This is a genomic window from Pantoea sp. RCC30.1, from assembly GCF_058148845.1.
Map to the genome: position 1 here is coordinate 1 of NZ_JBXUHX010000064.1, position 8,314 is coordinate 8,314.

Consider the following 8,314-nt stretch of genomic DNA (forward strand, 5'->3'; position numbering starts at 1 on the left):
GAGCAGGTGCTGGCGGCAGCCGGGAAAACCGCACCGGGATTACTCTCCGCCGTCAGTTCCGCGTCGGCGATGTGGGTCGCCAATGCGGCCACGGTTTCGCCGTCCGCAGACAGCCTGGATGGCCGGGTTCACCTGACGGTGGCGAACCTGAACAACAAATTTCACCGGGCGATGGAAGCGCCAGAAACCGCGTGGCTGCTGCGTTCCATCTTCCGCGACGATCGCCATTTTGCCGTACACGATGCGCTGCCGCAGGTGGCGATGTTTGGTGATGAAGGGGCAGCTAACCACAACCGTCTCGGCGGGGCCTATGGCGAGCGTGGCGTGCAGCTGTTTGTCTATGGTCGCGACAGCAGCCATGAGGGCAAAGCGCCGCAGCGCTATCCGGCGCGGCAGACCCGAGAAGCAAGCGAGGCGGTTGCTCGTCTGCATCAGCTCTCACCCGAAAGCGTACTGTTTGCCCAGCAGAACCCTGCGGTGATCGATCAGGGCGTGTTTCATAACGATGTGATTGCGGTCAGCAACCAGCAGATGCTGTTCTGTCATCAGCACGCCTTCGTCGATCAGCCTGAACTGCTGGCGCAGCTTCGGGCGCGCATTCCCGGTTTTGTAGCACTGGAAGTGCCGGCAGATCGGGTCTCGGTGAAAGATGCGGTTGAGACCTATCTGTTTAACAGCCAGCTGCTGAGCCGTCCCGACGGCACGATGATGCTGGTGCTGCCGGAAGAGTCACGTCAGCATCCGGGTGTCTGGCGTTTCCTGTGCGAACAGGTCGAGGGTGACTCACCACTGAAAGCCCTGAAGGTGTTTGATCTGCGCGAAAGCATGTATAACGGAGGTGGCCCAGCCTGCCTGCGTTTGCGGGTAGTGCTGACGCCAGAGGAGCAGCAGGCAGTGAATCCGGCGGTGCTGATGAACGATAAGCTCTTCAACACACTGAATAGCTGGGTTGACCGTCATTACCGCGATCGCCTGACGCAGGCCGATCTGGTCGACCCGCAGTTGCTGCGTGAGGGACGCGAGGCGCTGGATGAACTGACGAAGCTGCTAGACTTAGGAAATGTATACGCATTTCAGCAGTGAAGCAGGGGGCAGCACAGTCTGCCGTCTGCTCAGGGCGCAAAGGAGGAATGATGCAGGACTTTTTACAGCAAACGCTTTCCGGCGAGGTGCCGCATAAGCGTAGTGGTGAAACGGCGCATCTTCGCTGGCAGTGGTTGTATCACGGCATACTGTTGATGGAGCCGACAGTGCCGGTTAAACAGGCGCTGGTGCTCTCTGCCGGGATCCATGGCAATGAAACGGCCCCGGTGGAAATCATGAATCAGCTGGTTAATCCGCTCCTGCGCGGCGAAAAGCCGTTACAGCAGCGCATGCTGGTGATTTTGGGCAATCCCTCAGCGCTGCGCGCCGGTAAGCGCTTTGTGCGTTATGACATTAACCGGCTTTTTGGCGGACGCTGGCAGCATATTGATGATGGCGATGAGGCCCGCCGCGTGCTGCGTCTGGAGCAGGCGCTGGAGACCTTCTGGCAGTTGGGCGAGTGCGATGAGACGCGCTGGCATCTCGACATGCATACCGCTATTCGCGGCTCTTATCATCCTCGGTTCGGCGTGATGCCGCATAACGAGCGCCCCTGGCCGCCTGCGTTTCTTGACTGGCTGGCCGCTGCCGGGCTGGAAGCGCTGGTGTTCCATCGCGCGCCGGGCGGCACCTTCACCCACTTCAGCTGCGAGCACTTCGGTGCGGCCAGCTGTACCCTTGAACTGGGCAAAGCGCTGCCGTTTGGCGAGAACGATCTCAGCCAGTTCAGCGCGGCGCAGCAGGCACTGGCTTCTTTACTCTACGGCGAAGCGATGCCTGCGGCGACGGTGAAACCACGTCACTATCGGGTTGCGCAGCAGATCACCCGACTGAGTGAGCACTTCACGTTGAACATGTCGCCGGAAACGCTGAACTTTACCGCGTTTCCACAGGGGGCGTTGCTGGCGGAAGATGGTGACACACGCTATTACGTGCAGCAGGCGCGGGAATATGTGCTGTTCCCCAATCCCAACGTGGCCGCCGGGCTGCGTGCCGGACTGATGCTGATTGAAGAGGGTGAACAGACCCAGGCGCTGCCGGTCTGATGCCTGATCTCACCGGCGCAGGCCATCGGCGCTAAAAAATCGACAGGAAAAGCGGGAGATCGCCTTCCGCTTTCCTGTCGTAACCATTACAATCCTCCATGATTTCTGCCAAATTCGCTTTAAATTCATAAACTTTTTCAATTCCTCACGCCTTTCTTCTTATTCTCTTCATGATTGCCCGTTTTTTATCTTTTATGCTTTCACGGCTTTACTCAGGCTCTGAGTAGTTGACGTTCAGCGTCGTATGCTTGTTTCCGAAGACGCGACAGAGTGCTGTCGTCATTATCATGAATCATAAGGACACTATTATGCGCAAACTGACTTCCCTTTTACTGGCTTCTTCGCTGGCGTTTGGTGCAGCCAGCGCCGTCCATGCAGCAGCAGATAACCTGACTCCACCGCCAGCGGGCAGCGAAAAGGCGATGCACAAACCGCCAATGCGCCACGGCATGGAAATGATGTTTAAAGGTCTGAACCTGACCGAAGCGCAGAAAACTCAGATGCGCGACATCATGAAAGAGAGCCACAAAGATATGAAACGTCCGTCACTGGACGAGCGTCGTGCGGCTCACGACATTATTGCGTCTGACAGCTTCGACCAGAGCAAAGCAGAAGCGCAGGCAGAGAAGATGTCCGCCAATGCGAAAGAGCATGCGCTGAAGATGCTGGAAACCCAGAACAAACTCTATAACGTGCTGACGCCAGAGCAGAAGAAACAGTACAACGCGAACTTTGAAAAGCGTCTGACTGAGAAAGGCCCGCACGAGGGCAAAATGGCGCCGTCAGCAGAACCGGCTGAATAATATTCGTTAAGCTAACGGTCTGAGACCGCCGACGCTGTCCACTGAAAGTGAGTGGGCAGCGTCGGCGGTTTTTTTATAGCGGAAGAATAGGGTAGGCACCCGACAGAATCGGGCGGCAGAGGATTTTATAGCCGTCGTGATCAAAACCGCCTTTGGGCCGCTGCAGTTTTCTGGCCTCATCCATGCTGCTCACCGAACCGAGATAGAACCAGTGGTCGATGACATGAATCTGCGTCATCTCTTTGCCTTCCTCCACCAGACCTACGGCACCCTGCCACGGCCAGCAGAAGACCCGCACGTTTTCCAGTGCTTCCAGCAGTCGATCCTGATGATCGCTGACCGGCTCTTTACCGCAACAGGCTCCGGCGCAGCGACGCAGAGCCGAGCGGAAGCAGCCGCGCCCCGCACTCAGCGCTTCAAGACCCAGCAGGCCGTGACAGAGCTGATATTCATCCGCGAGTTGCTTAAGGCGTTCCAGCGCGGCAAAGCGGCTCCGATAGAGACCAAACAGGTTGGGTGACTGACTGAAATCGAGATCTTTTGCGTAAACCACATTCGGTTTACCGTCGGTAATCTGTAGCGAACAGAGCTGGCGGTTTTTGCGCAGTCGCTTATTAAACAGCGGCTGCTGGGTTTTGATCATCTGCGCTTCCAGCAGCAGCGCACCGAGATCGCCTGCGGTGGGGATCCAGCTCACACGCCGCGACTGGCGCAGCATTTTCGCCTCGTCCGGGGTGCGGAAATGGGACATCACTCGCGAACGCAGATTGACACTTTTACCGATATAGAGCGGCAGTGACTCACTTTCGCCATGAAAGGTATAGACGCCAGGATGATTCGGCAGGCCTTCCAGCCATTCACGCAGGTGTTCGGGATATTGATAAATTGCATTCGCGTCGGGTTCGGGGCGAAGAATGGCAGCACGTCTGACCAAAATGGACTCCACTTACTGGTTGTCCATACAGCATAACAGGCGGGTCAAATGATCGCCAGCCATCTGGTTAAAGACGCCGTGTCGCCAGCCAGCAGATCAGCGAGCCCAGGGTGATCATCGCAACGCCCTGCCAGAAGGCTAGCGGCGGCGTCAACCCGAGCCACAGCGATCCCAGCAGGGCCGAGAGCACCGGCGTGAAGTACGAGGCAGTGGCCAGCAGCGTCAGATTGCCCTGCTGAATCCCGTGATTCCAGGCGGAATAGGCGATGGCGGTGGAGAGTCCGACAAAAAGTACCTCCAGCAGCGGTACCCGCGCGAACGTCATCGGCACCGGATGACCGCTCAGGGCATATTTCAGCCACAGCGCCAGCGCGGTCAGGATAAAAAACAGCGTAACGCCGTTCGAACCCCGGGCAAAGCGGCGGGTAAGGTTGTTGTAGAGCGCCCAGGTCAGGGCGGCGATAAAGGCGAGTGCATAGGCGACAGGGTTGCGCAGTATATTCTGCCAAAGCAGCGCGGGCGAACCGCTGCCGCTACCTTTCATCACCCAGACGATTCCCAGCAACGACAGCAGCAGTCCGGGCCAGAGCCAGACGCGGAAACGCTGCTGATTAAACGGGATCGCCAGCACGATGGTCAGGCAGGGCCAGAGATAGTTAATCATCCCCAGCTCCAGCGACTGGCTGCGATCGCTGGCCAGCCCGATAGCCAGCGCCAGACAGATTTCATAGCCGACAAAAAGGGCACCGCCCAGCCACAGATAGAGAGCGGGCAGCGCGCCAGGTCTGGGCAGTCCGCGGGTCAGACAGAGCAGGATCGCCGTAGTGGTGTAGATTAGCGCCGCGCCGCCGGTGGCGCCAAAGGCTTCACTGACGCTGCGCAGCAGTCCAACGGTGGTGCTCCAGAGCAGAATGGCAATAAGCCCGATGAGAGTGGCGCGCGAAACGGTGGCAGGCATGCAGGGATCAACAAAGTGAAGGGGTGAAGCCTCCCTTGCCGGGGCAAAGGAGGCGCGGGATTACTTCCAGAAGTCGTCGAATACCGTGACTGGCGGGCGACGTTTGTGTTCGGTTTTCTGATACCAGCCCTCGATGATGCGTGCGCTGTCAGGATTGATGCTTTTACCTTCCAGGTAGTCATCAATCATCTCGTAGGTGACGCCCAGCGCCACTTCATCCTGCAGGCCTGGACGATCATCTTCCAGATCGGCCGTCGGTTTCTTCAGATAGAGATGTTCCGGGCAGCCAAGGTGTTTCAGAAGTTGCTTGCCCTGACGCTTGTTCAGGCGGAACAGCGGGTTGATGTCAGTGCCGCCATCACCATATTTGGTGAAGAATCCGGTGACCGCTTCAGCCGCGTGGTCCGTGCCGACCACCACCCCTTTGGTCATGCCGGCGATGCTGTATTGCGCTTTCATTCGCTCGCGCGCTTTTTCATTGCCGCGCACGAAATCGGACAAAGTAATACCGGCCTCTTTCAGCGCGCGCTCACTGGCCAGCACGGATTCTTTGATATTTACCGCCAGTGAACGGTCGGGTTTGATAAAGGCCAGCGCGTCCTGACAATCCTGCTCATCCGACTGCACACCATACGGCAGACGCACGGCAATAAAGGTGTAGTCGTTGTCACCGCTCTCCTGACGCAGTTCGCTGATCGCCATTTGCGCCAGCTTGCCCGCCAGTGTTGAATCCTGACCGCCGCTGATCCCCAGCACCAGCGTTTTCAGTCCGCTGTGACGTTTCAGATAGGCTTTAAGAAAATCGACGCTGACGCGCACTTCCTGGTCGGCGTCAATAGTGGGCTTCACACCCAGTGCTTCAATAATTTCCTGCTGCAGTGACATGAACTTCTCCTCAGGTCAGTGGCCTGTCGGCTCGATGCGTACGTTTTAGTAAAGCTAACGCGCCTTCGTGAAAACAACAAGCTTAAGCGGCAACTGATTACCGCTAAACGTTGCGAAATCAGTGAGTTTTTACCTGCGGCTGCGGTTTTTTCGCCAGCACGTTAAACATCAGAATCGCCATCATAAAGCAGCCAAAAATGGTGGCACACATGCTGAGTACCGAGGTACCGCCAATGCCGGTGATTGGCACGGTAATCGCGCCCAGCGTGAACATGGTGACGCCAATGACTGCCGAGGCGCTGCCAGCGCGATGGCCCTGACTCTGCATCGCCAGTGACGAGGCGGTGGTGGCGATGACGCCGTTGCTGGCGATGGTAAAGAACAGCGCCACCAGCAGCAGCGCGAGCGGTGCATGGAACAGCGCGGCCAGCAGCAGCAGGCTGGAGGCGACAAAGGCCAGCGTCAGTCCGCCTTTCAGTACCCGATATTCGCCCCACAAAGGACAGAGGCGGGCGCTGGTCTGTGAAGCAATGATCAGGCCAAATCCGTTGGCCGCAAAGCAGAAGCTAAAGGCCTGAGGCGACAGACCATAGAGCTGTTGCAGCACGAACGGCGAGGCACCGATATAGGCGAACATGCCGGACATCATAAAGCCCTGGGTCAGGCAGAAGCCCATAAAGGGGCGATGGGTAACCACCTGGCCGAGTGCGGCGTAAGCGGAAAATAGGGATCCCTGGCTGCGGCGTTCTTCGGACAGGGTTTCATGCAGCTTCCAGCGCGCCAGCAGGATCAGCAGAATAGCAATGCCGCCCAGCACCATGAAGATGCCGCGCCAGTCGACTATCGTCATCAGCACGCCGCCCAGTACCGGCGCGCCAATCGGTGCCAGACCGTTGACCAGCATCAGTAGTGCGAAGAAGCGTGTCAGCTCATGACCGCTGTACATATCACGTGCAATCGCCCGTGACAGCACCGCGCCACCCGCGCCCGCTAACCCTTCGAACAGCCGAGCCACCAGCAGCTGGTGGATATCCTGCGCCAGCGCACAGCCCATCGAGGCGATAAACAGCAACACCAGCGATAGTGTCAGCGGACGCAGGCGGCCGAACTTATCGCTCATCGGGCCAAACAGCAGCTGACCAAAGCCCAGACCCAGCAGACCGGCGGTCAGACTTAGCTGTGCGGTGGCGGTTTCAGTGTGCAGATCCTGCGCCATCTGCGGCAGAGCAGGCAGATAGAGGTCGATGCAGAGCGGACCGAGTGCGGCCAGCAGGCCCAGCGTAATGGCATAAACCAGGCGGTTGGAGTGAGCAGGGGTCATTGTTCCTCGGAATAGTCAGCGATGGGGTGAAGAACAGAGTCTGGTAAGGCGATAACTACAACGTTCTGCCCCTGTGCCGATTGAGGGTGCAATGGCTGAAATCGTGTCGCTTTCTGGACCTGTTTTGCCAGGAAGTATACGGCTGCGTTGACAGTAAAACAGCCTTATTTACGAAATCCTGACATTTGCCCGGCCACTAATTGTTCCTCATAAACTTGATAAATCAGCATTTATGTTCCAGGCTTGTTTCCACATGGACAATCAATGAGGAACAACAAGATGAATAAAGTGATGGGATGTATCGCTGCGGCGCTGACACTGGCTGCACTGTCTGGTTGTACGACTTACGATCGTGCGGAAAGCTACGTGACTAAGCCAGTGGTAAAGGATGTTAAAAAGGGTATGACCCGTGATCAGGTTCGTCAGATCGCCGGTACACCTTCTACTGAAATCACCATGGTTCACGCGCGCGGCACCTGCCAGACTTATGTTCTGGGCCAGCGCGACGGTAAAGCTCAGACTTACTTCGTGAGCTACAACGACACCGGCCGTGTGATGAACTACGGCTTCCAGAGCTGTGCGGAATATGATACCGATCCGCAGGTTCAGCAGTAAGTTTTAGCGCCTCTGAATAGCAAACGGCCCGTCATCATGACGGGCCGTTTTTCGTTATGGCGCTGACTACAATCCTGCCGGGCGCGTCACCTCAACATAATCGCCATCTATCTGCCGCTGGTAGAAGTGACCCGCCTGCACATAGAAGCGTTTGCCGTTAAAGTCGAGCACCCGCATTTCACTGCTGATCCGCGACTCTGCTGGCGGCTCTACCACCACATACTCATCGCCGTGGCGCTGATAATAACTGCCATTCAGCAGGTAGTAGGTCAGTCCGCCTATCAGCACCGCCGTTGCGGCCTCAGGCAGAAAGCGAATCGGCCCAGGTCCGCCCCAGTGAGGTCCCGGACCGACCCAGTGTGGCCCGGGTCCGCCATGTCGACCCCATCCCGGACCCCAGTCGCCTGGATGGGCGAAAGCCAGAGCGGGTGTCAGAAGCGTCAGCGTCAGAAGCGAGGCGATTATCTTTTTCATCCGGTGTTCTCCTCATAAGACTGGATGCAGAATTCGCCTTTTACCGGGCAAAGACAAGCACTAAAGCGCCGATTTTTCGCCTGTTTACCATGCTTAACGCTTTCTTAACGGCGTCGCCATCAATGGGGAAGATTATGGAGAAGAGGGGCAGGAATAACCTGGCGCGGGCGCGCCAGGTTTAGAGCAGATTAACGG

9 protein-coding genes are annotated in these 8,314 nt (G+C 57.4%); 4 read left to right on the forward strand and 5 right to left on the reverse strand.

Translation table 11 applies throughout. From position 1 onward, the window contains the following. From astB to spy, 3 genes are all read left to right on the forward strand, one after another. On the forward strand, positions 1–1,083 hold a 1,083-nt coding region (astB, locus tag AC2LB6_RS24260), incomplete at its 5' end, for an N-succinylarginine dihydrolase (RefSeq protein WP_490095433.1). Between the two features lie 50 nt (positions 1,084–1,133). Continuing rightward, complete coding sequence (astE, locus tag AC2LB6_RS24265; RefSeq protein ID WP_490095439.1) at positions 1,134–2,129, forward strand: succinylglutamate desuccinylase; 996 nt, start codon at positions 1,134–1,136, stop codon at positions 2,127–2,129. Positions 2,130–2,437: 308 nt separating this feature from the next. Continuing rightward, positions 2,438–2,932: an ATP-independent periplasmic protein-refolding chaperone Spy gene (gene spy, locus AC2LB6_RS24270; protein WP_490095434.1), complete on the forward strand. Its 495-nt coding sequence runs from the start codon at positions 2,438–2,440 to the stop codon at positions 2,930–2,932. A gap of 73 nt (positions 2,933–3,005) precedes the next feature. Here the strand turns inward: spy and cho are convergent, their stop codons facing one another. From cho to AC2LB6_RS24290, 4 genes are all read right to left on the reverse strand, one after another. Further along, entirely contained in the window at positions 3,006–3,866 is an 861-nt protein-coding gene (gene cho / locus AC2LB6_RS24275; RefSeq protein ID WP_419138025.1) for an excinuclease Cho, read from the reverse strand. Between the two features lie 67 nt (positions 3,867–3,933). Beyond that, positions 3,934–4,824: an aromatic amino acid DMT transporter YddG gene (gene yddG, locus AC2LB6_RS24280; protein ID WP_490095435.1), complete on the reverse strand. Its 891-nt coding sequence runs from the start codon at positions 4,822–4,824 to the stop codon at positions 3,934–3,936. A 60-nt stretch (positions 4,825–4,884) separates the two neighbouring features. Continuing rightward, a complete protein-coding gene (nadE, locus tag AC2LB6_RS24285; RefSeq protein WP_490095436.1) occupies positions 4,885–5,709 on the reverse strand; it encodes an NAD(+) synthase in 825 nt (274 codons plus the stop codon). Positions 5,710–5,827: 118 nt separating this feature from the next. Next, a complete protein-coding gene (locus tag AC2LB6_RS24290) occupies positions 5,828–7,030 on the reverse strand; it encodes a multidrug effflux MFS transporter (protein ID WP_490095437.1) in 1,203 nt (400 codons plus the stop codon). A gap of 279 nt (positions 7,031–7,309) precedes the next feature. On the opposite strand from AC2LB6_RS24290, the gene osmE reads away from it, so the two are divergent. Continuing rightward, positions 7,310–7,645 carry an osmotically-inducible lipoprotein OsmE gene (gene osmE, locus AC2LB6_RS24295; RefSeq protein WP_010245718.1) on the forward strand — a complete coding sequence of 112 codons (336 nt, stop codon included), beginning with the start codon at positions 7,310–7,312 and terminating at the stop codon, positions 7,643–7,645. Between the two features lie 66 nt (positions 7,646–7,711). On the opposite strand, the gene AC2LB6_RS24300 is transcribed toward osmE, so the two are convergent. Further along, entirely contained in the window at positions 7,712–8,119 is a 408-nt protein-coding gene (locus AC2LB6_RS24300) for a DUF6515 family protein (RefSeq protein WP_490095438.1), read from the reverse strand. Between the last annotated feature and the right edge of the window lie 195 nt (positions 8,120–8,314).

What these genes read in the sequence shown, in the direction of transcription:
- AC2LB6_RS24300 (WP_490095438.1), bottom strand. Translation starts at nt 8,119, where the DNA reads ATGAAAAAGATAATCGCCTCGCTTCTGACGCTGACGCTTCTGACACCC.
- astE (WP_490095439.1), top strand. Translation starts at nt 1,134, where the DNA reads ATGCAGGACTTTTTACAGCAAACGCTTTCCGGCGAGGTGCCGCATAAG.
- nadE (WP_490095436.1), bottom strand. Translation starts at nt 5,709, where the DNA reads ATGTCACTGCAGCAGGAAATTATTGAAGCACTGGGTGTGAAGCCCACT.
- AC2LB6_RS24290 (WP_490095437.1), bottom strand. Translation starts at nt 7,030, where the DNA reads ATGACCCCTGCTCACTCCAACCGCCTGGTTTATGCCATTACGCTGGGC.
- osmE (WP_010245718.1), top strand. Translation starts at nt 7,310, where the DNA reads ATGAATAAAGTGATGGGATGTATCGCTGCGGCGCTGACACTGGCTGCA.
- yddG (WP_490095435.1), bottom strand. Translation starts at nt 4,824, where the DNA reads ATGCCTGCCACCGTTTCGCGCGCCACTCTCATCGGGCTTATTGCCATT.
- spy (WP_490095434.1), top strand. Translation starts at nt 2,438, where the DNA reads ATGCGCAAACTGACTTCCCTTTTACTGGCTTCTTCGCTGGCGTTTGGT.